The sequence below is a fragment of the Enterococcus sp. 1001283B150225_161107_E12 genome (assembly GCF_015556925.1).
Lineage (GTDB): Bacteria > Bacillota > Bacilli > Lactobacillales > Enterococcaceae > Enterococcus_B > Enterococcus_B mundtii.
In genome coordinates this window covers 80654-106077 of the sequence record NZ_JADNNI010000001.1, presented here as the reverse complement: position 1 = coordinate 106077, position 25424 = coordinate 80654, and the positions used below count along the sequence as shown (strand labels likewise).

Sequence of the window (25424 nt, the reverse complement as noted above, 5' to 3'; positions counted from 1 at the left end):
GAAAAACAGTAAGATCGTTGTAAATTTAACTAAAAGCTAACGAATCCTTTGATATCACGCGTTTCATTCCTTTGAAACGAGTAAAGGTTGGATTTCCTCAATCGGCATGGTCTCGCCTGTCCAAAGCTCAAAGGCAATTGCTCCTTGGTACATCAGCATCCCTAGCCCATTTCGTGTGAGACAGCCGACTGCTTTGGCTTCTTTTAGAAAGCGTGTTTCTTTAGGGGAATAAATCAAATCAAAAACTGCGATTTTCTTATGGAGAAATTGAGGATCAATTGGCATCAACTCTTTTTTTGTGCCCATGCCCATATCGGTACCATTGATCAAAAGGTCCGCATCTTCTAGATCTTTTTTCAACTGTTCAGTATCTGCATAATCTTTGACGATGATAGGACAATTGGTTTGTTCCACTACTCTCTCAAAATCCGCAACGACACTCGCAAAAGTAGCATTCTTCCGTTTATAGATGACGATTGCTTTTGCTTGATCTAATGCCGCTTGAACAACGATTGCTTTCGCTGCGCCACCTGCACCTAGCATGATTATTTTTTTGTTTTTGATTGAGACACCCGCTTCGTGTACTGAACGCAGGAAGCCCATGCCATCCGTATTATAGCCGATCAAGCGGTTGTCTCGATGAACGATGGTATTAACAGCGCCTATCAACTGCGCTTCTTGACTTAATTCATCTAAATAAGGAATAACTGCTGTTTTGTTAGGCATGGAAAGATTGACTCCTAACATATTGAATGTACGAATGCTTTCAACCGCCTGCATAAGATTCGTCTGATCGACTGTGAATGCCAAGTAAACAGCATCGATCGAACGCGCTTGAAAGGCTGTATTATGCATCAATGGAGATAAACTATGGGTAACGGGAGATGCAAAAATCCCTGCTAATCTTGTTTTTCCTGAAATCATGGAACGCCTCCTATAATACGCTAAAAATGCCGCGTCCATTCGTAGAACCTACGAAGGAACAAGCGGCATCAATCATTTTTCTGATATGAATCGTGTTGATTTTGATTGTTATTATACCTGCTATCACAAGTATAAATTGAAGGAAACAAACTTGTCAAACGGAGATAGCGTTCTCGAATGACTAATCGATGACTTCCTCGAAGAAGTGTAAGAGATCGTTCATGGATAATGCTTGTTTTTCTTCTTTCGCTAAGTCTTTGACGATACGGCCTTTTTGTAAGACGATCAAGCGATTCCCATATTTCAAAGCATCTTCCATACGGTGCGTGATCATCAAGCATGTTAACTTTTGCTCTGTGATGCGTTGGTTGGTCAATTCCATCAGCAGCTTGGCTGTCTTAGGATCTAGTGCTGCGGTATGCTCATCTAATAAAAGTAATTCTGGCGCTTTGATCGTTGCCATCAATAAACTTAAGGCTTGTCGTTGCCCCCCTGACAATTCGCCAGCAGGTGTATCCAAATGTTGCTCTAATCCATTCCCTACTTCTTGGCATATTTTATAGAACGCTTCTTTTTGGGTTTTCAATTGACGTAAACGAAGCGTCCGTTTCTCGCCACGTTTTTGAGCTAACAATATATTTTCTGCAACGGTCATCCGTGGTGCAGTCCCCATTTTCGGGTCTTGGAATACTCGTGATAGAAATAAAGCTCGTGCTTCTTCTGACAACTTAGTGATTGGCTGGTCTTTAAAATAAACCCCGCCTTGATTTAATTGCAATGTTCCGGCAATCGTATTGAACAAAGTACTTTTGCCCGCCCCATTACCGCCAAGAACAGTGATAAAATCTCCTTCATTGATGGTCAATTGGATATCATCCAATAATACTTTTTCTTCGTGCATCCCATTGTTGACTACTTTTCTACCATTTTTGATCGTTAAGATAGCTGTCATCGTTAGACCTCCTTTTCAAAGCCAGTTTTTAATTTCAATGCTTGTTTCACTTGTGGGATCATCAGGCAAGCCGCTAAGATGATCGCTGAGAATAATTTCAGATAAGTTGTATCAAAACCTAATTTGATAACAGCTAAAATCAATAATTGATAGATGATGCTTCCGACAACGATTGCTAATAAACGCTCGATCAGTGTCAACTCCTGGAAAATGACTTCCCCAATGATGATCGAAGCTAGTCCGATCACGATCACGCCGATTCCTTTGTTGACATCCGCATAGCCATCGTTTTGAGCGATCAATGCGCCTGATAAAGCAATCACTCCGTTAGATAAAGTCAAACCTAAGATTTTCATACGGTCGGTTTTGATTCCTAATGAACGTGCCATTGTCTCATTATCTCCAGTGGCAATATAGCCTTGCCCTAGATCTGTATTGAAGAAAAAGATCAACACGCTGATCAATAAGCCCAGCGATAATAATCCTAATAAGACAGTGTCAAAATAATTCGGTAAATGTAGTGCGTGGAACACATCTTGTAAGACTGGATGATTCAACAATGAAAGGTTGGGTGTGCGCATCACGAACAAGATGACTGAGTTTAAACCTGACATTACTAAGATACCGGCTAAGATGACTGGAATCTTTCCTTTTGTATAAAGTAAGCCTGTGACAAGGCCAGCTGCCATTCCGGCCAAAACACCTAGAATCGTTGCCAATAATGGACTAACGCCATGCGTGATTGCTGTTACACAGACAGCCCCACCAAGAGGGAATGAACCTTCTGTTGTCATATCAGGGAAATCTAAAATGCGGTAAGTCATAAAAATCCCTAAACCTAATATGGCCCATAACATACCTTGTGAAATTGCGGATACGATCATTGTTCTTCCTCCTTGATCTCTGTCAGTACTTTTGCATCTTGTTTGATGGATTCAGGAATCGTGATTCCTAATAGTTCTGCTTGCTTTTCATTGACGATGATATCGCCTTTATCAAAGACATAGACAGGGGTTGTGGCTGGTTCTTTCCCATTTGCTAAAGCGGCTGCCATTTTACCTGTTTGTACACCTAATTCGTATTGATTGATTCCAATTGTCGCTAACCCACCTTGTTCGACCATCGTATCGACAGAAGGAATTACTGGGATATCTGCTTTATTTGCTTCTTTGATGACCGTTTGCATCGCGTTAGCAATCGTGTTATCTAAAGGAACATAGATAAAATCAACTGATTGGCTCATGACTTGGACGGTTTGCGCAATTTCATTCGTTGAAGGGACGGCATACTTCACTGGTGTTAGTCCTTTGGCTTTTGCCGCTTCTTCTGCTTGGCTGACTTGATAACGTGAATTGTCTTCTGATGATGCATAAAGAATCCCGACCGTTTTTGCTTTTGGTAATAGTTCTGTCGCTAATTGGATCTGCGCTTCCACAGGTGGTTGATCCGACACTCCTGTGATGTTGCCTCCTGGTGCTTCTAAACTTTGTACTAGTCCTGCCCCTACAGGATCAGTCACTGCGCCCAAGACAAGTGGGATATCCTTTGTAGTGTTTGCGATGGCTTGTGCTGCTGGTGTCGCAATACCTACGAGAACGTCTGGATTATTTTGAACCAATTGTTGACTCATAGTAGCTAACTTACTTTGGTCGGCTTGACCATTTTGGAAATTGATTTCTAGGTTTCGTCCTTCTTCCAAACCTGACTCTTTTAATCCATCTTTGATCCCTCGATAGATTTCATCTAACGCAGGGTGACTAACGAACTGTAAGACCCCAACAACTTTCTTATCATCTGTTCGATTTCCTTCAACAGGTGGCTGATCCTTGATCGTTTCGTAGATAAATGTACCGGTCAAATAGATAAGTATCAGTGCGATTACTGCGATCAATCGTTTATTTTTCATTTTTATTTCCCCTTTTTTGTTATGTATTTTTTTTAAATAAATCGGCTACGTGTGTAACTTCGAGCGAATGAACAAAAAAAGACAATCACCGCTAGTACGGTCATTGTCTTTTACCAACAAAAAACCGCATAGAGCCATCTATGCGGTCGTCAAATTCTTGTCCAGCATAGATACAAACTTTAGAATCGTACATTGTTGTACTCTAAAAAGTTGTATCTACGAAAAAGTTCGCCCTTGATACAACTTATCTACGCCAGTTACGCCAATTATTTTTATGTTCTGATAAAAATTGAATTGATAAGTTCATCTTGGACCATCCTTTCCTTTAAGTGTTATCCTAAGTCTAATCGAATTTTATTTATCCGTCAACTAATTTTTTATTTTTTTGACTTTTTGTTATTTATCACTAAGTATTCCGCTACACTTACTCCAAGGTACTCTCTGTTGTTTCTTCCGCTTGTTCGCCGTTTGCTAATTCTTTTTCAAGTTGTTTGATGTTGATCAATGGCAATCGATTCAATGCAGGAACCAAGGTTTTCTCAAGTTCTTCTTTATTTTGGTCAGAAAGGACTAAGCGATTTCTCTCTTTTCCGCCATCAAAGAAAATAATAGTGATTTTATCTTTTTCGATCCCATACCGTTGTTCTAATTCTTGGGTATCATAAACGAGTGGATAGAAGAAAATCGTTCGATTCAACTCACTACTTTGTTGCGGATCTTCAAATATATCCATCACTTGTTTGTAAAGCTCACCCTTTGGCAGACTAAACATGACTGAGATGGCTCGACTATCAGTAATCTCTTGATGCGCGGAAGAAAATGGCAAAGGCTGTAACTTTTCGGAATGGATCGAGGAATAAATCAATGAATCCACCTGTGCTTCTTTAATTTTACTTGGCAAAAAAAACATTGCAGCCGTCAACAAAAATGAACAGCTCAGAAGAAGACCGATCCGTCTGAAGTATTTTTGAGGATGTTGTTCAAAATCCTCTGATAAATTCGTGTAGCTCATTATGATTTTTTCCTTTATTTCTACCATCAATCGCTGCATCTTCTTTTCCCCCACCTGTCCTTTCTCTAATTATACCTAAAATCAAGCGAAAGAACGAAATAAAACACTAGTTTTTCATGTAAATTCTTTCGTTATTCTCTCTTTTACAGAAGAAATCATCCGGTCCATTGGTCTTTCCTTTCTTTTTTCGTTATAATAAGTGTACTTATGAATAGAAATGAGGAATGAATCATGTCCTTTGATGGTGTATTTACCCATGCAATGATCCATGAATTGCGCGAAACACTATTATCTGGTCGGGTCTCAAAGATCCACCAACCGTATGAAAATGAAATCATTTTGGTGATTCGTTCTCGTGGAAAGAACCACCGATTGTTGTTATCTGCTCATCCAAGTTATGCCCGTGTCCAGATCACAGAGATCGATTATCAAAATCCAGAAAATCCGCCAAACTTCGTGATGATGTTGCGCAAACATTTAGATGGTGCGATTTTAGAAAATATCAAGCAAATCAAAAATGACCGAGTCATCCACTTCCATTTTTCAAAACGGGATGAACTAGGTGACTTACAAAATATTGTTTTGATCGTTGAATTGATGGGACGACACAGTACCATCGTTTTAGTGAACCAACAAACACAAAAGATATTAGACGCCATCAAACATATCGGCAGCTCACAAAACACGTATCGTTCGTTACTCCCTGGTGTCGAATATGTCGCACCACCTGAACAAGCGGTACTTGATCCTTTTGAAGCAACAAAAGAACAAGTATTTGAACGACTATCAAAAATCGAGCCAAATGCCAAAGCACTACAACAAGCCTTTCAAGGATTAGGCCACGACACTGCATTAGAATTAGTCGAACGGATCAATCAGCGACCGAATGAAAAAATGGCTGTCTGGGAAGAATTCTTTACTGCAATCGATCAACCTACACCCACACACTATGAAGTGGGCACAAAAGAATACTTTACGCCGATTGCTTATCAAGAATTGGCGAAACAAGCCGATTCAGTGCAAGAATACGCAACTTTAAGCGCGTTATTAGATGCGTTTTACCAAGAAAAAGCGGAAAAAGATCGAGCGAAGCAACAAGGCGGCGAACTGATCCGTAAAATCGAAAATGAACTGAAACGTAATCGCAATAAATTGAAAAAGCGCGAGCAGACCTTGCTTGATTCAGAAAATGCGGAAGAGTTTCGTCGTGATGGCGAACTATTGACGACTTTTATGACTCAAGTTCCTCGTGGTGCGACTGAAGTGACCTTGGCGAACTATTATGAAGAGAATCAACCAATCCGGATTGCTCTTGATCCCGCCTTAACACCTAATCAGAATGCGCAAAAGTACTTTCATCGCTACCAAAAACTTAAAAATGCGGTCAAATTGATCGGGAAACAAATCGAAGAAGCGAAAAGCGAGATCCAGTACCTTGAATCTGTCCTTTCGCAATTGGAGATTGCTGGACCGATGGATATCGAAGTGATCAAAGAAGAGCTATTAGCAGAGGGCTACTTGAAAAAGAAAACAAACAAAAAACAAAAGAAAGCAAAACCTTCTCAACCTGATCGCTACTTCTCTTCTGACGGCACCGAGATCTTAGTTGGTAAAAACAATCTGCAAAATGATCAATTAACCATGAAAACTGCAAGAAAAACGGATCACTGGTTGCATGCGCAAAACATCCCAGGGTCTCATGTGATCATCAAGAGTGACCAACCTTCTGATGAAACCATTACGGAAGCTGCTGAACTAGCTGCGTATTACTCCAAATATCGCCACTCTGCACAAGTTCCTGTGGATCTAGTGCAAGTCAAACATATTCGCAAACCGAATGGCGCTAAACCAGGCTATGTGATTTACGAAAACCAAAAAACGATCATTGTGACGCCAGAAGAAGAAAAAATCCAAGCAATGACAAAAGATTGATTTTGCTGAAAAAAACCGACGTCAAGAAGTCATGACTTCTGACGATCGGTTTTTTTGTGGTTCAAAATACGAATGACAAATTAAATTCGATAGCCTGTCGCAATGATTTCTTTTGTGCCAGTCGTTCGATCGAAGGCTTCTAAGACAAATCCTGAACCATAATCGACACGATAGGTACCAGCACCAATTTTTTGTCCTGCCACATTTGCATCGACTTTCTTCCAGTTATTACGACTTTCTGTGATATAGCGATCCCAATAACTATCTGACAGCACTTGGCGGTCGCCAACTACCGTTCCAAGTCCATATGTATGGATACGCCCAGCAGAGTCTTTTTTATACGGGATATCTGCTCGGATGCGTTCTTGTAAATCAACCGATCCTGTTGCTTCACCTGTATAAAACACCCAATTGACTTCGACTGTATGTCCCGGTCGAACACTGATGGCTTGACCAGGAACAGTCCAGCCTTTTTGTGTCTCCCGTGTATGTGAAATGGTTGTACTAAAATTGTAACTTAATTCAAGACCCATACTTGCCGAACCAAACATTGGTACACTGATTTCAGTACTCGCTGATGTAGAAATACCTGCAGAATGTGCGGTTGATGTCGTAAGCGAATCTATATAAGTTTCGGTATAAGAAGGTGTGGTAAACGTTTGATCTTGATTTGTTTGATTATGAAAAACACTTGTATTCACAGTTTTTGACGTTTGTTTCGTTCCCATATCACTATTGACTCCTACTGAATAGGATTGACTGGACACATTTTTTGGATTGTATTCATTGCCAGTGAGTCTTTCATTCACACCAATATCTCCCCATTGATACATTTGGTAGGACAAAGCATAGGCCATCGTACTCATGCGATCGATCGTGCTTTGATTGACCGATTTCAAATACCCTTCCCCGATTTGTGGAAGCGAATCATCCGCACAAGCAACCGACTCCCCTTTAAATAGTCCTACACTCGTCGCTCCAACTACTCCTAACATTAATTTTATTACTTTTTTCATTTTGTTGATCCCCTTTATCATTATTGATAAACCAATGGTGAAATCGTTCCCAATCGATTTATTAATGACAGTATGAATCATTTTTTTAACTATGTAACATTATGTACTTTACTGCAACAATACAGTCAGACTTGAACGAACAAAAAATAAGCCTGAAATCAACATTCACTGATTTCACGACTTATCTTTTGCTTCATCTTCTTTTCCAATGAAAGGATTGATTCGATTTTAAACGTTCACTTCACCTGTTTCATCACCTGTTGGATACTTGTGATAAACTTCTTGGCGATATCACTTAATGGCTGCTTTCCAGAATAAATGACATATAACTCATTCATCGGACTATCAGCTAATGGAATCAAGCGTAAATATTCTTTGATCTCCCCGATCACGATGCCAGAGCCTGAAGCGTAGGCATCTGTTTCTAACACAATGTTCATCAATGTGCCACGATCACTCGTATAGATCACCGATTCTTGTTCAGGGATCTCAATTAGATCTTCATAAAAGTAAGGGAAATTATTGCCATCTTGTGTAAACCGAACTTGCGGAAATGCTGCTAGCTCTTCTACCTTTATTTCTTCTTGCTGGGCAAGTGGATGGCGCTGTCTAAGAAAGATATGGGTCTTAAATGTTCCTAAAGACTGCGCGATCAATTCCCCTTGTCCTAAGTAACGCTTGATCCCTGTGCGATTATGGTCATTCATATAAAGGATACCTAACTCGCTTTGCTGCTGTTGGACTTCTTCGATCACGTTTGCTGTCGTCGTTTCCATGATCCGAAACTGCTTCACTTCTGCTTTAAAGGTCTCGATCAGTTGCGCAGTCAATGGCCCTAAAAAATCATAGTGTTGTGAAGCAATCGAAAAGCTTTCTCGCTTTTCACTTTTCTGGTAATAGTTTTCCAAAGAATCTAATTGTACTAAAATCCGTTCCGCCCGTTTTAAAAAGGCTTGACCTTCTTCTGTTAGATAGGCACCTCGATTCGTGCGGGTAAATAAAGTGATACTTAATTCGTTTTCCAATTCTTTGATCGCTGCAGAAAGGCTTGGTTGAGAAACAAACAATTTTTTTGCTGCTTCTCGAAAACTTCCATTATTCGCTACCGCAGTGACATATTTCAATTGTTGGATGTTCATTTCGTCCCCTTGTAATAATAAATTTTTCGTTCCTTTACTGGTTGTAATGGACGATTATTTGGCTGCGCATATTGTCCTTTGAATGGGATCAGAAAATCACGATTCAATTGACCGACTTGATCCATGACGAACCATTGGATCGGTCCACTCGTTGGGGGAGTGGTCAATGAACCAACGTAATGATAATGACTTTTCTGCTCAGGGAAAAAGACAGAGGCATCGGTCCAATGTTCATGTGCATCAAGGTCCCATTTGTCGCCATTTTGGCGATCATATAACCAACCCTTATCATTTGATAGATGGTACATCGCACCAACCACTAAGTTTTCTTGTCGTTCGTTCGTATGGACAAAGTGAAACTCGATATCTTCTTGTTTCCCATTGATGACGTGTTCTGACGGCATGTGAAAATGGATGTCGGTCAAATAGTATGTCTCTTCATTGAAAAGAACGTAACTAATTTGATCGTATGGCACAAGATGGATCGTGTTCTTGAACTCCTTATCCGTGAAGCGTTGCTTCTGATAGTGAAAAGACAGTGTTTCTTTCGTGTCACTGTTTTTTTCACATGTAACTAGAGGAATGGGCGATTGCAACTCAAATTCGGCTCCTTTTGCAAACCAATCGCACAACTCTGCCCAATGTTCCGGTCCTCTTTCACCAGAATAACCCCACTCAACATCCATATTCTTCTTCAACTAAAATTCCTCCTGAATCAGTTACCTACAAGGCACTTCGACTATTCTTTTTCTTTTTTGACAATATTTGAAACAGCTGCTAAGAAATCCTCTTTTCCATAGAATTCTTGATTGAGCAACTCCGGAAAGATCTCCTTGAAAAAATATTGGACGGACGGTCGATGGTCAAAGCCTTTGATCGTTGTGACCGCCTCAATAAACATCTCTTTATAGACTTTTTCCGGATTATTTTTACTGATCTCATCAAATGATTCATACAACAAATCGATTTTATCTGATACAGCTAGCAATTCGCCTTCGACCGTATCGTCTTTTCCTTCGAACAAGCGGCGACGATAGACGTCTTGTAATGCTTCGGGAATTTCTTGATTGATGAACTCATCCGTCATTTTTTCTTCGACGGTCTGTAGCATCCCTCGCAATTCTTTACTTGCATATTTTACTGGAGTTTTGATGTCGCCGATAAAACGTTCCGTGTAATCATGGTTCAAAGCTTTTTCATATAAGAGTTTCCAATCGATTGGTTGCCCATGGAGTTCTTCAATATCACCTAAGACTTGCGCAATTGAAGCCACACGATATGAATGAGCAGCAACAGTATGTTCAGTATGTTTAAAGAAACCTGGCGCCCGTGTGATTCTTTCTAAGTTATTTAGTCCTAAAATAAATTCATTCAATCCCATAAAGATTCCTCCTCCTTGAGATGACTTTTCCGATAATCTTATCATTAAATAACTTGAATTCGCAAATTTTCAGCTTATTATCTTTAGAGGTTTTCATTTATAAAAGATTAGTTTTTACTATGTACCGTCAGGATTTGGCTAGTTCACAAATAGAAAAAGGGCTGAAACAACAAATGTTTTCCCGCCCTTTTTTCAACTTAATCCGTTACCCAATTCTCAGGATCTTTTTTCCATTCTTTTAGTAAGGCTAATTCTGTTTCGTCAATGGTTTTGTTTTCTAAAGCAAATTCGATCAGCACAGAATAATTCGTCAAAGTAACCAATGGCAGACCCGCTGCTTCAAAGTTAGCTTTTCCTTTTGGCAACTCGTAGGTAAAGATAGCTGCAACACCTAAAACATCCGCCCCTTCTCGTTTTGCTGCTTCAGCGGCTTCTAGCACACTTCCACCTGTTGAGATCAAATCTTCAATGACCACCATTTTTTGTCCTTCGAAGATCCGTCCTTCGATTTGGTTCCCTTTGCCATGAGCTTTCGCTTTGCTGCGAATATAGACCATTGGTAAGTCTAAGATCTCAGCTACCCAAGCTGCATGAGGGATTCCTGCAGTTGCTGTTCCAGCAATCACTTCGACTTCTGGAAATTCTTGCTTGATTTTTTCAGCTAATCCTTGAGCGATTTCTTTTCTGACTTTTGGGTAACTCATCGTGATGCGATTGTCACAATAGATGGGGCTTTTGATGCCACTTGCCCAAGTAAATGGTTGATTGGGGCTTAAGAAAACAGCTTCGATTTCTAAAAGGTCTTTCGCAATAGTTTGTTCGATATTCATAGATCAACGACTCCATTCTGCTTTGATTGTTTGATAGGCTTGATAAGGATCTTCTGCTTGTGTGATCGGTCGTCCGACAACGATAAAGGTTGAGCCGATTTCTTTTGCGCGGGCTGGTGTCACGATTCTGGTTTGGTCACCAGCAACTGTTCCTTCTGGTCGGATGCCAGGGGTTAGACACGTAAATGTGTCACCTGTTTTTGCTTTGATCGATGCTACTTCAAGTGCTGAAGATACGACCCCATCTAAACCTGCTTCTTTTGCACAAGCTGCGTAGTGGATCACACTTTCTTCTAAGGGCACTTCGATCAGTTGATCATGGTGCATCTCTTCTTCGCTCGTTGAAGTCAGTTGCGTGATTGCTAAAAGTAAAGGTCGTTTCTTACCTTCGGGTGTGCCATCTGTCAAACCACGCATCGCCGCTTCCATCATACGGATACCGCCGGCAGCATGGACACAAGTGATGTCTACGCCTAATTTTGCTAAGCCACGCATCGCTTTTTCCACGGTATTCGGGATATCATGTAATTTCAAATCTAAGAAAACATCATGTCCCGCGTCTTTTAACCAACGAACGATGATTGGTCCTTCTTGATAAAAGAGCTCCATACCGATTTTAACGAATAACTTTTCGTCTTCTGGGAAACGTTGCATAAAGGTTTCTACTTCTTGCCAAGATGAAAAATCTAAAGCAATAATTGGTCGTTGATTCATTGATTTCTACCTTCTTTCACTTCTTTGATCAATTGCTCTAAAGACTCAATGCCTAACTCGCTCATTCTCGCTGGTAGGTCTGCAATCAGTTTTGGACAGATATAAGGGTCGGTAAAGTTGGCTGTCCCAACAGCAACTGCACTTGCACCTGCCATATACATCTCCAGTACATCATCAACGGTTTGCACACCGCCCATCCCAATGATCGGCAAGTTAGAGACACCTGCCACTTGATGGATCAAACGAATAGCCACCGGTTTGATCGCTGGCCCTGAGAGACCGCCTGTTTGATTGGCAAGAATCGGTTTTCTAGTTTTCAGATCGATACGCATCCCCAGCAAGGTATTGATCATCGTAAACCCATCGGCGCCGCCAGCTTCAATAGCCTGTGCCACTGGAACGATATCCGTAACATTAGGAGATAATTTGACATAGACAGGGACATTCGCCACTTTTTTCACCGCTTGTGTCAGTTGGAACGCCACATCTGGGTCAGTACCAAAAGCAATTCCGCCGTGTTTGACATTTGGACACGAGATATTAAGTTCGATGGCATGGACATTCGGTGCATCACCGATCTTGCCACAGACTTCAACATAGTCTTCTTCACACGCGCCAGCGACATTTGCTATGATCGGCAAATCTTTATAGGTGGCTAATTCAGGTAGCGATTTTTCCATGACCACTTCCATTCCAGGATTTTGCAACCCGATCGCGTTGAGCATACCAGAAGGTGTTTCTGCTACTCGCGGCGTGGGATTACCAAAGCGCGCTTTAGGTGTCGTCGCCTTTACCATAATCGCGCCAAGTTGGTTCAAATCGTAGTATTTGCCATATTCTTTGCCAAATCCAAAGCAACCACTTGCTGGCATGATCGGATTCTTCAAGTTTAGGCCTGGAAGTTTAACTGCTAAAGGGTTACTCATAAAATCACCTCTCCTGCTTGGAAAATCGGTCCTTCATCACAGACTTTCAAGCTTTTCGTTCCTGTTTCATCGTCTGGGACATGACAGACACATGCGTAACATGCACCGACACCACAGGCCATGCGAGACTCTAATGACAGTTGGACGTTAGGGTGACCGGTGAAAAGCTGTTCCACTGTCTTTAGTAATCCATTCGAACCGCATGCAAAAACAGCAGCAGGCTTATCTTTTGCCGCAAGCAATAGATTACCGACATTCCCATGCAGTCCATAGGTGCCGTCATCCGTTGCGATCCTTGTATCACCTAGCTTTAGAAATTCTTCTTCATAATACATTACTTCTTGTGAAGCAAAGCCTAGAAAGTGAATCGCTTTGACGCCTCGTTCCTTCAGCTGTTTCGATAGTTCGTATAAAGGCGGAACACCGATCCCTCCACCGACAATGAAGACCTCATCTTCTTTCGTTAATCCTGAAAGATCGAAGCCATTCCCTAAAGGTCCTAAGACGTCTAAAGAATCACCAGCAGTCAATTCTGCGAAATGCTTTGTTCCGTCTCCTTCTACACGGTAGATGATACGACAAGTTTTTTGTGATTGATCGATCTGGTTGATACTGATTGGTCGGCGCAACAACAAATCTGCTCGGGGTACGCGAATATGAAGGAATTGTCCAGGGCGTGTCATTTCTTGGACTAATTCCCCAGTCAGTGTCATTTCATAGATTCGTGGTGCTAGTTGCCGTTGGTGAACGATTTTCATTACTTCTTGTTTCATCTCTACACTCCTATGTTTTGGGACTTTTTCGCTAGACTGCTTTGCTTTTTTCATTTTTTAAATAGGAGGGCAATTGCCCTCCATGATTAGATTGCTTGTGTTGAAAATGCTCGGGATTCCATCACGCGGACGATCGCATCCGCGGTATCAAGGGAGGTAAACAATGGTGTGCCATGCTCTACTGCTTCACGTCGAATGATAAAACCATCTTTTGACGCATTCCCACGATCTTTATCAATGGTATTGACGACCACTTGTGCTTTGCCAGCACGAATCAGGTCAACGACATTTTTCTCTTTTGTTTCTTCAGAGATTTTAGCCACTGGGGTCACCACAAGTCCGTGTTGTTCAAAGAACGCTGCAGTATTTTTCGTTGCCAATAAGCTATAGCCGATTTCTGCAAAGCGTTTTGCTAGACCTAAAGCTTCTTCTTTCGTTTCATCGGCGATCGTAAACAAGACAGCACCATAATCAGGCAAGCGTAAACCAGATGCTTCGAACGCTTTATACAGCGCTTTGTCTAAGTTTTGATCCGAACCCATGACTTCACCTGTCGATTTCATCTCTGGTCCTAAATAAGTGTCCACTTTATGCAACTTCGTAAATGAGAAGACTGGCGCTTTGACATGGACGTTGGCAGTTTCAGGGTACAAGCCATCTTCATAGCCTAAGTCTTTCAATTTTTCTCCTAAGATGGCTTTTGTCGCGATCTGTGCCATCGGGATATTCGTCACTTTGCTCAAGAAAGGAACCGTCCGACTCGCACGTGGGTTCACTTCGATAACATATACTTGGTTGTCGTGGATCACGAATTGGATGTTCATCATCCCGATACAATTCAACCCTCGTGCTAAACGGATCGTGTAATCTTCGATTGTTTGCTTGATTTCCTCTGACAGCGCTTGTGGTGGATAAACCGCCATCGAATCGCCGGAATGGACACCTGCACGTTCAATGTGTTCCATGATTCCTGGGATCAAGACGGTTTCACCATCACAGATCGCATCGACTTCGCACTCACTACCGATCAAGTAACGGTCGACTAAGACTGGATGTTCTGGTGAAGCTTTCACCGCATGTTCCATATAATCTTCTAAGTCACGTTGATTCTCGACGATCTCCATTGCCCGACCTCCCAAGACATAGCTTGGACGAACAAGTACTGGATAACCGATTTTGTTTGCGACTGCCACAGCTTCTTCTTTACTTGTCGCAGTATCTCCTAGCGGCTGAGGCACCCCTAATTCTTGTAACGCTTGTTCGAATAGATCACGGTTCTCCGCACGATCAAGGTCTTCGATCGTTGTTCCTAGGATTTTTACACCTGATTTTGCTAATGGTTCAGCTAGATTGATCGCTGTTTGTCCTCCAAATTGGACGATGACACCGATTGGTTGTTCCAACTCGATGACATTCATCACATCTTCAAAAGTCAAAGGCTCAAAGTAAAGTTTATCAGAAATCGAGAAATCTGTCGAAACGGTTTCAGGATTACTATTCATGATGATTGCTTCATAGCCTGCTTGTTGAATGGCTTTCACTGAATGAACTGTCGCATAGTCAAATTCTACCCCTTGTCCGATACGGATCGGTCCAGAACCAAGTACTAGAACAGACGGTTTTTCTGAACGATGGCTTTCATTTTCGATTTCATACGTACTATAGAAGTAAGGTGTGTGGGATTCAAATTCGGCAGCACACGTATCGACCATTTTGTAAACAGGCTGAATGTTCTTTTCTGTACGTAATTGGCGAATCGCTTCCGTCGTCGTTTTCCACAATTCCGCAATTTTTCGATCTGTGAAGCCATTTTGTTTCACAGTAAGAAGTAGATCCAACTGATTCGGTTGTTCCGAAAGCTCCTCTTCTAATTCGATGATATGCAACAATTTATCCAAGAAGAATAAATCGATTTTCGTCAAGTCTGCTAATTCTTGGATCGGATAGCCACGACGGATCGCTTCGGCTAAGTAGAATAAACGATCATCTTGTGCCCGGACGATTTTCTCCATCAAACGTTCTTCACTGACTGTCTTCAGTTCTGGCAATTCAAGGTGGTGCGCCCCGATTTCTAATGAACGAACGGCTTTTAATAAAGATTCTTCGATGTTACGACCGATCGCCATCACTTCGCCGGTTGCTTTCATTTGCGTGCCTAAGACACGTTCACCGTTTTCGAATTTGTCGAAGGGCCAACGTGGGATTTTTGCTACTACATAGTCCAATGCGGGTTCAAATTCAGCATAAGTCGTTCCTGTTACTGGATTTTTCATTTCATCCAAGGTCAAGCCTAACGCGATTTTAGCTGCTAATTTTGCGATCGGATAGCCGGTCGCTTTACTTGCTAAAGCAGAGGAGCGTGAAACACGCGGGTTCACTTCGATGACATAGTAGTTGAAACTATGAGGGTCTAATGCTAACTGAACGTTACAGCCACCTTCGATTTTCAATGCACGGATAATCGATAGTGATGCATCTCTTAACATTTGATATTCATGGTCTGCTAATGTTTGACTCGGTGCAAAGACGATCGAATCACCTGTATGGATACCGACTGGGTCGAAATTTTCCATGTTGCAGACAACGATGGCATTATCGGCAGAGTCACGCATCACTTCATATTCGATTTCCTTGAAGCCTGCAATACTACGTTCAATCAAACATTGTGTGACAGGCGACAAGCTCAAGCCATTTTCCGCGATTTGGCGTAGTTCGGCTTCATTCTCACACATACCACCACCAGTCCCCCCTAATGTGAAGGCTGGTCGAACGATGATCGGGTAACCGATTTTATTGGCAAAGGCAACTGCTTCTTCCACCGTTGTCACGATTTCTGATTCTGGGATCGGTTGATTTAATTCTTCCATCAACTTTTTGAACAAGTCACGATCTTCTGCTTGGTCGATCGCACTTAATTTTGTCCCTAATAATTCGATGCCTAATTCGTCCAAGATTCCTGATTCAGCTAATTCCATCGCCATATTCAAACCTGTTTGCCCACCTAATGTCGGTAAGATCGCATCAGGACGTTCTTTTCGCAAAATTCGTGAGACAAATTCTAATGTGATTGGTTCTAGGTAGACTTGATCGGCAATTTCTTTATCGGTCATGATCGTTGCTGGATTGGAGTTGACTAAGACGACTTCGTAGCCTTCTTCTTTTAAAGCAAGACAAGCCTGTGTGCCTGCATAGTCAAACTCAGCGGCTTGACCAATGATGATCGGACCAGAACCGATCACCATGATTTTATTGATATCTGTGCGTTTTGGCATTAGAATTGCTCCTTTCCAGCGTCCATCATTTCCATAAATTCATCAAATAAATGTAGTGCATCATGTGGGCCAGGTGCTGCATCTGGATGGAATTGCACACTGAAGGCAGGATAGCGACGGTGACGGACACCTTCGACTGTGCCATCATTGACTTCCACATGAGTGACAAGTAATTGTTCCGGATCGATCGTTTGTTCATCTACCGCATAGCCATGGTTTTGTGACGTAAAATCGATTCTTCCTGTTGCAACTTCACGAACAGGATGATTCAGTCCACGGTGACCAAATTTCATCTTGTACGTATCTGCACCATTTGCTAGCGCAAAAAGTTGATGCCCCAAGCAAATGCCGAAAATCGGGATCTTTCCTTGGATTTGTTTGATCATCTCGATCGCTTCCGGTACATCTTTCGGATCCCCTGGTCCATTCGTCAACATCACGCCGTCTGGCGATAATGAAAGGATCGTTTCCGCATCCGTATTGTACGGTAAGACGGTTAAATTACAGTCACGCTTACTCAATTCACGTAAGATGCTATGTTTCAATCCAAAATCAATGACTGCCACATTTCTTCCTGTTCCTGGGCTAGGATAAGGTTTATTGGTTGAAACTTGTTGGACTTGGTTCGTTGCCAAAACGGTTGCTTTTAGTTGGTCAAACGCATGTTCAAATGTGTCGCCTGCATCCACGATACTGGCTTTCATCGTCCCAACTTCACGGATCTTTCGTGTCAACGCCCGTGTATCGATGCCAGAGATACCAGGGATTCCCTTTTGTTTCAAGAACTCGTCTAATGTCATTTGGTTACGCCAATTTGACGCAACACGTGCATGCTCTTTGACCACTACACCTTTACACGTTGGTGCAATCGATTCATAATCATCACGGTTGACGCCATAATTCCCTACCATCGGGTACGTAAATGTAATGATCTGTCCATTAAAACTTTGGTCTGTGATCGTTTCTTGATATCCTGTCATACTTGTCGTAAAGACGATTTCTCCAAACACATTGGCTGTCGCGCCAAATGATTTCCCTTTAAATACTGTGCCATCTTCTAAAATCAGCAACCGTTCCATCCAATTATTCCCCCTTATGCCAAACAAGTTTTCCGTTGACAAATGTCATCAATGTTTCCCCTTTGATTTCCCAACCGACAAAAGGTGTGTTCTCGCCTTTTGATAAGAAATCTTTTTTATCGATTACTGCAGCATGCGCAATATCGTAAACTGCCACGTCTGCTGGTGCGCCGATCGTCAATGTACCAGCTTCCAAACCAAAGATAGCTGCTGGTTTGACTGCCATCCAGTCAATCACTTGCTCTAGTGTGAATTTTCCGGTTTCAACAAAATGTGTATACACGAGTTGGAAGGCAGTTTCACTTCCAACGATCCCGAAAGGTGATTGCAAGAAACTTTGACTTTTTTCTTCTAATCCGTGAGGGGCATGGTCGGTGGCAATACAATCGATCGTGCCATCAAGCAAGCCTTCGATCAATGCCTCGCGATCGGCTTTGCCTCTCAATGGTGGATTCATTTTCCAAAAACCAAAATCTTCTGGGATATCTTCATCGATCAAGATCAGATGATGTGGTGAAACCTCTGCAGTCACGCGGATCCCGGCTTTTTTCGCATCGCGGATCACTCGCACACTTTCTTTTGTTGAAACATGGCAGACATGATAGTGAACGCCTGTTGCTTCCGCTAATAGGAGATCACGAGCAATTTGAGAAGACTCAGTCACACTCAAAATACCTGGCAACCCTAGCTCTTCTGCTTTTTCTCCTGCGTGCATCACACCGCCAAATAATAATGATTCATCTTCTGTGTGAGCAACGAGTGCTTTATTGTTTTTTGCGGCTTCTTTCATCGCTAAGTACATCGTGCCTGCTGTTTGCACGCCGACACCATCATTGGTAAAAGCAAATGCGCCTTCATTGATCAATGCTTCTTGATCGACCAGTTCTTCACTTCGAAGATTCTCAGTGATCGGTGCATACTGTAATACTTTGACGACCGCATCACGTTTGATGATGTCATAGACTTGTTTTAATTTTTCCGCTGTATCAGGTACTGGGTCAAGATTTGGCATCGCACAAACAGTGGTGAATCCCCCTCGAGCAGCTGCTTTCGTGCCAGCTTCGATCGTTTCCTTGTAAGTAAAGCCCGGCTCTCTCAAATGGACATGGACATCCACTAATCCAGGTGTGATCAACTGCCCTTGTGCATCAAACACTTCATCAAATTCAGCCTCAGGAAAGCCTGTACCGATTGCTTTGATCTTTCCTTCTTCGATCCAAATTTCTGCTGGAGTTGTTTCATTTCTTTTTGTATTGATTTGACCGTTTTTAATGAGTGTTTTCATGTTTCTTCCTCCTCTTATGTTTATGCTTTTCCACTTAATACAGCTTCTAAGATTGCCATTCTGACAAACACGCCATTGCTCATTTGTTGAATGATCCGTGACTGTAACCCTTCAACCAGTGAATCCGCCAACTCGACATCTCGATTGACTGGTGCCGGGTGCATGATGATTGCATGTTTTTGCATTTTTTTAGCGCGTTCGACCGTCAAGCCGTACTCTTGGTGATAGCCTTCTTTTGAAAAGCTTTCTTTTCCATCATGGCGTTCATGTTGCACCCGCAACATCATCATGACATCGACTTGATCCAGCAAGTCATCTAGTGGTAAGTAATGACCGTAAACTTCAAATTCATCGTCATACCATTCTCTTGGACCTGAGAAGAAAACCTGCGCGCCAAGACGTTTCAACATCTGCATATTCGATTTTGCGACACGAGAATGTGTGATATCGCCGACGATCGCCACTTTCAAGCCTTCGAAATAGCCAAATTCTTCATAGATCGTCATCAAATCAAGTAAACACTGCGTTGGATGTTGCCCACTACCGTCACCGCCATTGATGATCGAGCATTGGATCGTTTTACTTTGGATCAATTCGTCATAGTAGTTTTCATCTCCATGACGGATAACAGCTACATCCACCCCAAGTGCAGACATCGTTAGAACGGTATCGTATAATGTTTCACCTTTTGTAACTGAACTTGTACTTGCTTCAAATTCGATCACTTCAAGACCAAGTTTCTTTTCTGCTACATCAAAACTTTTATGGGTTCGTGTACTGTTTTCAAAGAACAAGTTCGTTGCAAAATATTGGGATTTTTGTGGTGACCAAGTTGCGCCTTGCTTGAACTCTTGTCCTCGTCGGATCAACCCCATTACTTCTTGGTCTGTCAATGCCTCTACCGTTAATAAGTGTTTTAAACTGATGCGTTCTGATTTGATGATCATGCGATGTCCTCCTTAATTTTCTTCGCTGCGTGAAGTTTCTGGTAAGATAAGATTCAAAATGATTCCTAAAACTGTTGCTAATGCCATGGCAGATAAAGTGAATGTCCCGACTTCTAGGACTAATCCCCCGATACCTACGACTAAGATGACTGAAGCAATCAATAGATTTTTCTTTTTATCAAAATCGATTTTGTTTTCGACTAAGATTTTCATCCCGCTTGCCGCAATCACTCCGAATAGGATGAAACTGATACCTGAAATGACTGGGCCAGGAATACTTAATATCAAAGCACTTAGTTTGCCAATAAAGCCAAGGATCACTGCGAAGACCGCTGCACCTCCGATCACGAACACGCTGTGTACACGAGTGATTGCCAAGACTCCGATATTTTCACCATAACTTGTCACTGGAGGTCCGCCAACGAAAGCTGCCACTAACTGAGCCAATCCATCTCCTGTCAATGTACGGTGTAAGCCTGGATCTTCAAAGAAATTACGTTTCGTCAATTTGTTTAAGACCATCAAATGGCCGATGTGTTCGGTCATTGTGACAAAGGCGATCGGTGCCATTGTGGTGATTGCTCCTATATATAACTTCGGTTGATATTGGACAAATGGAATCTCGAAGTTAGGTAGTGCGAACCATGGTGCGTCAATGATTGGTTGTGTGTCAACGATCCCGAAAAGTAAAGCGACGATGTAGCCAGAGATGATGCCAAGCAAGATCGGTAACAATCCTAGGAATCCGCGTAGAAACATATTGAAGAAAATCGTCAATCCTAAAGTGATCAACGCAACTGATAGATATTTGAAATCATAATGGTCTTGATTGAACATCGCGTTGTTTGCTGCATTGGCAGCTAAACCTAAACCGATGACCATGATGACTGGGCCAACCACGATCGGTGGCAAGATTTTGTCTAACCAGGCGGAACCGATTTTCTTGATGATCAACGCAACGATCAGATAGACAAGTGCTGTCGTCATCGCACCTTGGGCGATCGCCGGGAAGCCGTCGGTTTTCATCAACATCTGCATGGCTGCGATGAACGCGAAACTACTGCCTAGATAAGCTGGGATCTTCCCTTTCGTTGTAATCAAGTAAACGATTGTTCCTAATCCTGAACTGACCAAGGCAATCCCTGGGTCGATTCCAACTAAGATCGGTACTAAGACAGTTGCACCGAACATCGTGAATAAATGCTGTAAACTTAATCCCACCCAGTGTCCAATGGTTGGTCGATCATGGATGTCTAATACCACACTATCGTTGTGGAACTTTTTTTCTTCTGCCATCTTTCCTTACTCCTCTACTTTTCCTCGTTTAAGATCATGATGCGATCTTGTCCATCTAATTCTTGCATCTCTACTAAGATTTCTTCTTTTTTTGCTGTAGGGATATTTTTTCCTACGTAATCTGCACGGATCGGTAATTCTCGGTGTCCGCGATCAACTAGAACCGCTAGTGAGATTTTTCTTGGACGACCAAAGTCCATGACCGCATCCATTGCAGCGCGGATCGTCCGTCCTGTGTATAACACATCATCGATCAAGATAACTTCTTTTCCTTCTAAACTGACTGGAAGATCTGAAGAATGCAATTCTGGTTCTTGAGCGATCTCTTTTTTATCGTCACGATACAATGTGATATCAAGTTCTCCCACAGGTACTTCAATATTTTCGAGTTGTTTCAGACGTTCGGCAATTCGAGCAGCGATATAGATCCCTCTCGTTTTGATTCCGACTAAAACGATCTCTTCGATACTTTGATTTCTTTCGATGATTTCGTAAGTGATACGTGTTAGCGCTCGTTTCATCGTTACTTGATCCACTACTTCTTTGGCTTGCATCATTTTTCCCCCTCTATTTTTCACACAAAAAAACTCCTGCCCTAAGAGGACAGGAGGAATGTTTAGACTGAGTGTATACTACTACACTGGTCGCTTTGTGTATGCGACGTCATTGAGCAAGTCTCGCTATGGCGCACCACAGGAATTCTTACTCACACCCTTCTTAGCCTCACGGGACTAAACTTAAAGGACTTCTATTAAGTTTTTCTTTTATTGTTTAATACTATACCGTTAAGTACTTTAAAAAGCAATATCTTTTCTCAACTTCTCTAAAGTTTTTTCAAAAACTTCTGGCAATGGTGCCTCAAAGGTCATTCGTTCATTTGTTTGAGGATGAGTGAAACCTAATAATTTCGCATGTAAAAATTGGCCATTGCCTTTGAGAGTTTTCTTTGGTCCATATACGGGATCACCTGCTAAAGGATAACCGATATACTTCATATGCACACGGATCTGGTGCGTGCGCCCTGTCTCTAATTGTAATTCTACTAAAGTAAAATTCTCAAAACGTTCTAGTACAGTAAAATGCGTCACAGCTGCTTTTCCATCTTCACGGATGGCTTGTATTTTTCGATCGACTTTTGAGCGGCCGATAGGTGCATTGATCGTCCCTTTTTCATGTGGAATGACGCCATGGACTAAAGCAATGTATTTTCTTAGGGAAGTTTTATCTTTCAATTGCTGTGCCAACGCTTCATGGGCTTGATCATTTTTGGCGATCATCAATAATCCAGACGTGTCTTTATCGATTCGATGGACGATCCCTGGACGGATCACGCCATTAATCGATGAAAGATTTTTCATATGGTACATCAACGCATTGACTAGTGTTCCTTGGGCATGACCAACAGAAGGATGAACGACCATGCCTTGTGGTTTATTGACCACAGCTACGTCGTCATCTTCATAGACGATTTCTATTGGTAAGTCTTCTGCTACGATCTCAAGTTCTTCAGGCTCTGGTACTTCAACGATGATCGCATCCGCCGATTTTACTTTGTAATTCGCTTTTACTGGTTCACCATTTACGGAAACGGCACCGTCTTTTAACCATTGTTGGACTTGTGAACGACTATGATCCGCAAATAATGCTGTCAGAACTTTATCGATCCGGCCTTTTTCTTCTTTGATAGTTGCTTTTAATTGTGTCATTTTTTTCGTTGGTCCTTTTCATCTAAAATAATATAAATCAATACGCAGATCACACCGATTACTAGAGAAATGTCTGCCACATTAAAAATCGGGAAATTCATGAAATCAGTTTGGAACATATCGATCACATAACCTAAACGAACACGATCGATAAAGTTACCGATTGCTCCTGCTAGAATCAATGTCAGACCGATCATGAACCAACGATTTCCGTTGCTGCGATTTTTGATCATCAACGTCAAGATCACTACAACTGCGATGATCGTCACGACAGTAAAAAACCACATTTTTCCTTCTAGTAAACTCCAAGCTGCTCCGAAATTACGGATATGATTCAAGGACAAGATCCCTGGAATCACTGATTTCGTTTCTCCTAAAGCAAAGTTATCGACGATCAACCATTTTACCCATTGATCTAATCCGATGATCAACGCACTTATAATCCAATATATCGCTAACAAACAATCATTCCTTTTCTACTTCATGATAAATATCTCTTGGTCTGATGATCCCTAATAAATTTCCGTTAGGATCGCCGTTTTTGGTGATCAACACAGCTTCAAGCGTACCCTGCTCACCAAACATTTTTTCTACTTCAGCAATCGTTGTCTGAGCTGAAACAAAATGATAATTGGTGTACTTGCCATCTTGTGTGATCAGATCGGCAGCTATTTTTCCTTGAAGATCGATCACACCATGGTGACTTTCTTTGGCCAACCAAAAACCTAACATACGCAACGTCACTAATCCTTTGAATGTTCCTTTATGATAAAGCGGGAACTGAGAATACCGCTTTTTAGCAACAGTCTCCAATAAACTAGGTAATGGGATGTCCCATTCAAACCCCGTCACATGCTTTGCGAAACGCGGTAACACTGTTTCTGGGCGAATCAGTTCTTGCTCGATTCTTTGGATACGCTTCGTCGCCCATTCATTAGGCTCAGCGATGATAAAATCGACGGCGATCCGATCATGCACGATCGCATTACGTAATTGAGCCAACTGTAGTAAGTCATCCTCATATTTTTTGATACTTTGGTGTTGCTTTTGTGCTAAACGACGAACGAGTTCAGTAAACCCCATATTTCGTGGATTTCCCATCTCTTCTTGCATCCATTTTTCGATCCGATTAAAGCTACTCAAAAAAAGATCAGAATTCTTCATCACTAGCCTCCTTGATGACATATGCTTTATTTTTTATAAATAGAAAGAAACCAATCATTACGATGACGATCAGTAAACTATAAAGGATACTTTGAATAACAATAGCACTGATCCCTGTAAACAAGAAAAGCAAGGGATACAACTGTAATAGTAATAGATTCATCGTGATCCGATAGTTTTTAGTTGGTTCTGCTATCGTATAGACTGGACTTTTTAACCAAAAAAAGGTGACTTGCATCTGAAACGGGGGCTCGACATCTAGAGTAACAGATTGGTTTTGCCCCAAACTGATTTTCCGATCATCCACCCGCAATGTGATTGGACTACCCATTCCGTAAAATCCCGTATCTCTAGTAACATTCACTTCCATTTTCGCTCCTCCTATTATGCGTTAGTCTCTATCAAAACACAAGCGGAATCTCTGTTATCTCCTATGGATCGATCCTTATGCCATCTTTTTCAGAAGTCATTTTTCCTCATTCTCATCCTCTATTTTACTCTCCAGTCTTTTCTGTCCAAATCGGTTGACAGAAGAAACCAAGAATACTAGGCCAGACATAAATAAAACCGAGGATATAAACGTAATCCCTAAAACTGCTAAAAAATGAGGATCAAAATAACCAGTATATAAATCATGGTATAAGGTATAATTTCTGACTCCCGTCACTATGGAAACAAATAAACTCGCAACAATCACTGCTGACACACGCAATTTCTTTGCATGTTTGGATGGATCAATGAGCTCATGACCAATCAGCGAACCACGAATCAATAGATAGATGAACCCTATTCCTAACAATAATAACTCAGTCAACAATTCAGAAACAGGTTGCTCCAAAAGATAGCTCTTTACAAAGATAGAAGTGGTTAATAATACGAATAATAATAAAAAAGCTTCACTTTGTATTTGATTATTGATCTGTACAATACGTTCATCTTTAGGCTTATTCTTTTTCATCTTTATCCTCCCAAAATAGATCATCTAGTGTTTGATTTAATTCATGGCAGATGGCTTGACACAATTTAAGTGTCGGATTATATTTCCCTGCTTCAATCAATCCAATCGTTTGCCTTGTCACCCCAACACGTTGTGCTAATTCTTCTTGGCTTAAATCATTTGCTAAACGTGCGAGTTTCATTCGGATGTTCTTCAACTTGATGACTAACCTC

The 25424-nt window shown here is 41.6% G+C and carries 27 protein-coding genes; 2 read left to right on the top strand and 25 right to left on the bottom strand.

Going from position 1 to position 25424, the window contains the following annotated elements; all coding sequences use genetic code 11:
- Positions 1-63: 63 nt before the first annotated feature.
- The 5 genes from I2F89_RS00390 to I2F89_RS00370 form a co-directional block, all read right to left on the bottom strand.
- Entirely contained in the window at positions 64-924 is an 861-nt protein-coding gene (locus tag I2F89_RS00390; protein ID WP_195513202.1) for a shikimate dehydrogenase, read from the bottom strand.
- A gap of 181 nt (positions 925-1105) precedes the next feature.
- Entirely contained in the window at positions 1106-1876 is a 771-nt protein-coding gene (locus I2F89_RS00385) for an ABC transporter ATP-binding protein (protein WP_195513201.1), read from the bottom strand.
- Positions 1877-1878: 2 nt separating this feature from the next.
- Positions 1879-2760 (bottom strand): ABC transporter permease, encoded by an 882-nt coding sequence (locus I2F89_RS00380; protein WP_019722826.1) that lies wholly within the window; start codon positions 2758-2760, stop codon positions 1879-1881.
- Complete coding sequence (gene trpX / locus I2F89_RS00375) at positions 2757-3782, bottom strand: tryptophan ABC transporter substrate-binding protein (protein WP_071867273.1); 1026 nt, start codon at positions 3780-3782, stop codon at positions 2757-2759. Before trpX ends, I2F89_RS00380 begins: the two co-directional genes overlap by 4 nt.
- Before the next feature lie 424 nt (positions 3783-4206).
- On the bottom strand, positions 4207-4833 hold the full coding sequence (locus tag I2F89_RS00370) for a hypothetical protein (RefSeq protein WP_074798966.1): 627 nt from the start codon (positions 4831-4833) through the stop codon (positions 4207-4209).
- A gap of 192 nt (positions 4834-5025) precedes the next feature.
- On the opposite strand from I2F89_RS00370, the gene efbA reads away from it, so the two are divergent.
- Positions 5026-6726 carry a fibronectin-binding protein EfbA gene (efbA, locus tag I2F89_RS00365; RefSeq protein ID WP_071867271.1) on the top strand — a complete coding sequence of 567 codons (1701 nt, stop codon included), beginning with the start codon at positions 5026-5028 and terminating at the stop codon, positions 6724-6726.
- An 80-nt stretch (positions 6727-6806) separates the two neighbouring features.
- Here efbA and I2F89_RS00360 read toward each other — a convergent pair whose 3' ends face one another.
- The 14 genes from I2F89_RS00360 to pyrR all read right to left on the bottom strand — a co-directional run bounded on the left by I2F89_RS00360 (position 6807) and on the right by pyrR (position 21938).
- A complete protein-coding gene (locus tag I2F89_RS00360; protein WP_195513200.1) occupies positions 6807-7742 on the bottom strand; it encodes an ETX/MTX2 family pore-forming toxin in 936 nt (311 codons plus the stop codon).
- A 236-nt stretch (positions 7743-7978) separates the two neighbouring features.
- Complete coding sequence (locus I2F89_RS00355; RefSeq protein WP_074798961.1) at positions 7979-8881, bottom strand: LysR family transcriptional regulator; 903 nt, start codon at positions 8879-8881, stop codon at positions 7979-7981.
- Positions 8878-9579: a carbonic anhydrase family protein gene (locus I2F89_RS00350; protein WP_074798959.1), complete on the bottom strand. Its 702-nt coding sequence runs from the start codon at positions 9577-9579 to the stop codon at positions 8878-8880. Before I2F89_RS00350 ends, I2F89_RS00355 begins: the two co-directional genes overlap by 4 nt.
- Before the next feature lie 41 nt (positions 9580-9620).
- On the bottom strand, positions 9621-10262 hold the full coding sequence (locus I2F89_RS00345) for a YfbR-like 5'-deoxynucleotidase (protein ID WP_019722833.1): 642 nt from the start codon (positions 10260-10262) through the stop codon (positions 9621-9623).
- 197 nt (positions 10263-10459) lie between these two features.
- A complete protein-coding gene (gene pyrE, locus I2F89_RS00340; protein WP_010735509.1) occupies positions 10460-11092 on the bottom strand; it encodes an orotate phosphoribosyltransferase in 633 nt (210 codons plus the stop codon).
- Between the two features lie 3 nt (positions 11093-11095).
- Positions 11096-11806: an orotidine-5'-phosphate decarboxylase gene (gene pyrF, locus I2F89_RS00335; RefSeq protein ID WP_071867267.1), complete on the bottom strand. Its 711-nt coding sequence runs from the start codon at positions 11804-11806 to the stop codon at positions 11096-11098.
- Positions 11803-12732, bottom strand: a complete 930-nt coding sequence (locus I2F89_RS00330; RefSeq protein WP_065095779.1) for a dihydroorotate dehydrogenase — start codon at positions 12730-12732, stop codon at positions 11803-11805. Before I2F89_RS00330 ends, pyrF begins: the two co-directional genes overlap by 4 nt.
- A complete protein-coding gene (locus tag I2F89_RS00325) occupies positions 12729-13505 on the bottom strand; it encodes a dihydroorotate dehydrogenase electron transfer subunit (RefSeq protein ID WP_229078005.1) in 777 nt (258 codons plus the stop codon). Before I2F89_RS00325 ends, I2F89_RS00330 begins: the two co-directional genes overlap by 4 nt.
- 86 nt (positions 13506-13591) lie before the next feature.
- Positions 13592-16777 carry a carbamoyl-phosphate synthase large subunit gene (gene carB / locus I2F89_RS00320; RefSeq protein WP_074798955.1) on the bottom strand — a complete coding sequence of 1062 codons (3186 nt, stop codon included), beginning with the start codon at positions 16775-16777 and terminating at the stop codon, positions 13592-13594.
- Positions 16777-17856, bottom strand: coding sequence for a carbamoyl phosphate synthase small subunit (locus I2F89_RS00315; protein ID WP_071867265.1), 1080 nt, complete (start codon positions 17854-17856; stop codon positions 16777-16779). Before I2F89_RS00315 ends, carB begins: the two co-directional genes overlap by 1 nt.
- A gap of 4 nt (positions 17857-17860) precedes the next feature.
- Complete coding sequence (locus I2F89_RS00310; protein WP_074798954.1) at positions 17861-19141, bottom strand: dihydroorotase; 1281 nt, start codon at positions 19139-19141, stop codon at positions 17861-17863.
- A 20-nt stretch (positions 19142-19161) separates the two neighbouring features.
- Positions 19162-20088, bottom strand: coding sequence for an aspartate carbamoyltransferase catalytic subunit (locus I2F89_RS00305; protein ID WP_023519624.1), 927 nt, complete (start codon positions 20086-20088; stop codon positions 19162-19164).
- Positions 20089-20100: 12 nt separating this feature from the next.
- The gene (locus I2F89_RS00300; protein WP_010735517.1) at positions 20101-21384 is read right to left on the bottom strand and encodes a solute carrier family 23 protein; all 1284 of its coding nucleotides are present in this window, start codon (positions 21382-21384) and stop codon (positions 20101-20103) included.
- 14 nt (positions 21385-21398) lie between these two features.
- Positions 21399-21938 (bottom strand): bifunctional pyr operon transcriptional regulator/uracil phosphoribosyltransferase PyrR, encoded by a 540-nt coding sequence (pyrR, locus tag I2F89_RS00295; protein ID WP_074798952.1) that lies wholly within the window; start codon positions 21936-21938, stop codon positions 21399-21401.
- 58 nt (positions 21939-21996) lie between these two features.
- Here pyrR and I2F89_RS15595 point away from each other — a divergent pair, with 58 nt between their 5' ends.
- Entirely contained in the window at positions 21997-22119 is a 123-nt protein-coding gene (locus I2F89_RS15595; protein ID WP_256209227.1) for a hypothetical protein, read from the top strand.
- 59 nt (positions 22120-22178) lie between these two features.
- On the opposite strand, the gene I2F89_RS00290 is transcribed toward I2F89_RS15595, so the two are convergent.
- The 6 genes from I2F89_RS00290 to I2F89_RS00265 all read right to left on the bottom strand — a co-directional run bounded on the left by I2F89_RS00290 (position 22179) and on the right by I2F89_RS00265 (position 25393).
- Positions 22179-23090, bottom strand: coding sequence for an RluA family pseudouridine synthase (locus I2F89_RS00290; protein ID WP_195513199.1), 912 nt, complete (start codon positions 23088-23090; stop codon positions 22179-22181).
- Positions 23087-23551 carry a signal peptidase II gene (lspA, locus tag I2F89_RS00285; RefSeq protein ID WP_071867262.1) on the bottom strand — a complete coding sequence of 155 codons (465 nt, stop codon included), beginning with the start codon at positions 23549-23551 and terminating at the stop codon, positions 23087-23089. The genes I2F89_RS00290 and lspA overlap by 4 nt, the downstream gene beginning before the upstream one ends.
- 4 nt (positions 23552-23555) lie before the next feature.
- On the bottom strand, positions 23556-24254 hold the full coding sequence (locus tag I2F89_RS00280) for a CBS domain-containing protein (protein WP_071867261.1): 699 nt from the start codon (positions 24252-24254) through the stop codon (positions 23556-23558).
- Entirely contained in the window at positions 24241-24624 is a 384-nt protein-coding gene (locus I2F89_RS00275) for a hypothetical protein (RefSeq protein ID WP_074798949.1), read from the bottom strand. The genes I2F89_RS00280 and I2F89_RS00275 overlap by 14 nt, the downstream gene beginning before the upstream one ends.
- A gap of 96 nt (positions 24625-24720) precedes the next feature.
- The gene (locus tag I2F89_RS00270; RefSeq protein ID WP_074798947.1) at positions 24721-25212 is read right to left on the bottom strand and encodes a DUF6773 family protein; all 492 of its coding nucleotides are present in this window, start codon (positions 25210-25212) and stop codon (positions 24721-24723) included.
- Positions 25199-25393, bottom strand: a complete 195-nt coding sequence (locus tag I2F89_RS00265) for a helix-turn-helix transcriptional regulator (protein ID WP_196768995.1) — start codon at positions 25391-25393, stop codon at positions 25199-25201. The genes I2F89_RS00270 and I2F89_RS00265 overlap by 14 nt, the downstream gene beginning before the upstream one ends.
- Positions 25394-25424: the final 31 nt, after the last annotated feature.

Excerpts from the sequence above, each read along its gene's own strand:
- trpX (WP_071867273.1), bottom strand. The coding sequence starts at position 3,782 with ATGAAAAATAAACGATTGATCGCAGTAATCGCACTGATACTTATCTAT.
- carB (WP_074798955.1), bottom strand. The coding sequence starts at position 16,777 with ATGCCAAAACGCACAGATATCAATAAAATCATGGTGATCGGTTCTGGT.
- I2F89_RS00370 (WP_074798966.1), bottom strand. The coding sequence starts at position 4,833 with ATGCAGCGATTGATGGTAGAAATAAAGGAAAAAATCATAATGAGCTAC.
- I2F89_RS00315 (WP_071867265.1), bottom strand. The coding sequence starts at position 17,856 with ATGGAACGGTTGCTGATTTTAGAAGATGGCACAGTATTTAAAGGGAAA.
- I2F89_RS00380 (WP_019722826.1), bottom strand. The coding sequence starts at position 2,760 with ATGATCGTATCCGCAATTTCACAAGGTATGTTATGGGCCATATTAGGT.
- I2F89_RS00300 (WP_010735517.1), bottom strand. The coding sequence starts at position 21,384 with ATGGCAGAAGAAAAAAAGTTCCACAACGATAGTGTGGTATTAGACATC.
- I2F89_RS00345 (WP_019722833.1), bottom strand. The coding sequence starts at position 10,262 with ATGGGATTGAATGAATTTATTTTAGGACTAAATAACTTAGAAAGAATC.
- pyrE (WP_010735509.1), bottom strand. The coding sequence starts at position 11,092 with ATGAATATCGAACAAACTATTGCGAAAGACCTTTTAGAAATCGAAGCT.
- efbA (WP_071867271.1), top strand. The coding sequence starts at position 5,026 with ATGTCCTTTGATGGTGTATTTACCCATGCAATGATCCATGAATTGCGC.
- I2F89_RS00390 (WP_195513202.1), bottom strand. The coding sequence starts at position 924 with ATGATTTCAGGAAAAACAAGATTAGCAGGGATTTTTGCATCTCCCGTT.
- I2F89_RS00290 (WP_195513199.1), bottom strand. The coding sequence starts at position 23,090 with ATGACACAATTAAAAGCAACTATCAAAGAAGAAAAAGGCCGGATCGAT.
- I2F89_RS00275 (WP_074798949.1), bottom strand. The coding sequence starts at position 24,624 with ATGGAAGTGAATGTTACTAGAGATACGGGATTTTACGGAATGGGTAGT.
- I2F89_RS00280 (WP_071867261.1), bottom strand. The coding sequence starts at position 24,254 with ATGAAGAATTCTGATCTTTTTTTGAGTAGCTTTAATCGGATCGAAAAA.
- I2F89_RS00360 (WP_195513200.1), bottom strand. The coding sequence starts at position 7,742 with ATGAAAAAAGTAATAAAATTAATGTTAGGAGTAGTTGGAGCGACGAGT.
- pyrR (WP_074798952.1), bottom strand. The coding sequence starts at position 21,938 with ATGCAAGCCAAAGAAGTAGTGGATCAAGTAACGATGAAACGAGCGCTA.
- I2F89_RS00305 (WP_023519624.1), bottom strand. The coding sequence starts at position 20,088 with ATGATCATCAAATCAGAACGCATCAGTTTAAAACACTTATTAACGGTA.
- I2F89_RS00355 (WP_074798961.1), bottom strand. The coding sequence starts at position 8,881 with ATGAACATCCAACAATTGAAATATGTCACTGCGGTAGCGAATAATGGA.
- I2F89_RS00310 (WP_074798954.1), bottom strand. The coding sequence starts at position 19,141 with ATGAAAACACTCATTAAAAACGGTCAAATCAATACAAAAAGAAATGAA.
- I2F89_RS00270 (WP_074798947.1), bottom strand. The coding sequence starts at position 25,212 with ATGAAAAAGAATAAGCCTAAAGATGAACGTATTGTACAGATCAATAAT.
- I2F89_RS00330 (WP_065095779.1), bottom strand. The coding sequence starts at position 12,732 with ATGAGTAACCCTTTAGCAGTTAAACTTCCAGGCCTAAACTTGAAGAAT.
- I2F89_RS00385 (WP_195513201.1), bottom strand. The coding sequence starts at position 1,876 with ATGACAGCTATCTTAACGATCAAAAATGGTAGAAAAGTAGTCAACAAT.
- I2F89_RS00265 (WP_196768995.1), bottom strand. The coding sequence starts at position 25,393 with ATGAAACTCGCACGTTTAGCAAATGATTTAAGCCAAGAAGAATTAGCA.
- I2F89_RS00325 (WP_229078005.1), bottom strand. The coding sequence starts at position 13,505 with ATGAAACAAGAAGTAATGAAAATCGTTCACCAACGGCAACTAGCACCA.
- I2F89_RS15595 (WP_256209227.1), top strand. The coding sequence starts at position 21,997 with ATGTTTAGACTGAGTGTATACTACTACACTGGTCGCTTTGTGTATGCG.
- pyrF (WP_071867267.1), bottom strand. The coding sequence starts at position 11,806 with ATGAATCAACGACCAATTATTGCTTTAGATTTTTCATCTTGGCAAGAA.